This window comes from Methylophaga sp. UBA1464, assembly GCF_002325665.1.
Classification (GTDB): domain Bacteria; phylum Pseudomonadota; class Gammaproteobacteria; order Nitrosococcales; family Methylophagaceae; genus Methylophaga.
Genome location: NZ_DCSO01000030.1, coordinates 11,744 through 12,805, shown reverse-complemented (window position 1 = coordinate 12,805; position 1,062 = coordinate 11,744). Strand labels below are relative to the sequence as shown.

At 47.3% G+C, this 1,062-nt stretch carries 1 protein-coding gene; it reads right to left on the bottom strand.

Going from position 1 to position 1,062, the window contains the following annotated elements:
• The coding region (locus B3O33_RS03305; RefSeq protein ID WP_292362925.1) for a UvrD-helicase domain-containing protein at positions 1 to 1,062 on the bottom strand (1,062 nt) is incomplete at both ends.

The following is a 1,062-nucleotide window of genomic DNA, read 5'->3' as shown; positions in this document are numbered from 1 at the left end:
TTGCCCTGCTGCACACTGTTAATGCCCCGTAATCGCAAGGCCTGTTGAATTAACTGGGCTTGCCGGTGATTAGGCACTAACACGGCAATATCACCACCGGTTAACGGTCGGGTTTGTTTCGTGTCTTCATCCTGCAACCGGGCTTTGTTATTGGCAGCCAGATTTAATAAGCGGGCTATTTCATTGGTCGTGTGTTCAACGGCGACTGAAGTCATCGCCTCTTTGGTCAGTGGTTTATCACTGTCTACATAACAGAACTGCAAAGCTGCTTGGTCGCCTTCATCCACTTGCAATGCTGGCTGTTCATTACGTGAGGCATCCACTTCGACAAACGGAATTTGTTGGTAGATAAAAGGCGCTGGCTTTTGCATAAACAGGCTATTCACTGCTTCAACCAGCGAGATATATGAGCGCCAGTTTTTGCCTAATGTGTAAGTTTGCTGAGCATCCTGTTTAGCCTGCAGATAGGTGAAAATATCTGCGCCACGGAAACTGTAAATCGCCTGTTTGGGATCGCCAACAAAAAACACCGGCAAACCGCTGGCAGCAAATACCCGGCGGAAATTATCGTATTGCACCGGATCGGTATCCTGAAACTCATCAATCAACGCGGCTTTGAACTGTTCCCGCAATCTGGTGACCAGCCACTCTCCTTGTGGACCCTGCAAAGCCTGCGACCGATTAATTAACAGATCATCATAAGACTGCACTTGCTGCTGGGTTTTCTGCTGGGGTAAATGCTCACGGATAAACGTCAGCAACTGCAATCTTAAATGTTGCAGCGCCAGTGCATTTTGATTCTGATAATCGCTAAAGGCCTGATGAAAATCCTGGCAAGCCTGCCAGAACTCGGCATAGGGTAAATCCTGTCCGTCAACCAAAGCCTCTTCAAGTCGACTAACGGTAAACCGGTCAAACTGCTCAAACACCATGGAAGGCAAACTGGTTTCATTGAGCAGGTTTTCCAGCATTTGAACCCAGGATTTGACCCAATCGGCACGATATTTTTTGCCGCTAAGGATCTTTTTATTGTTCAGCATCGCAATATAATCATCACGATGT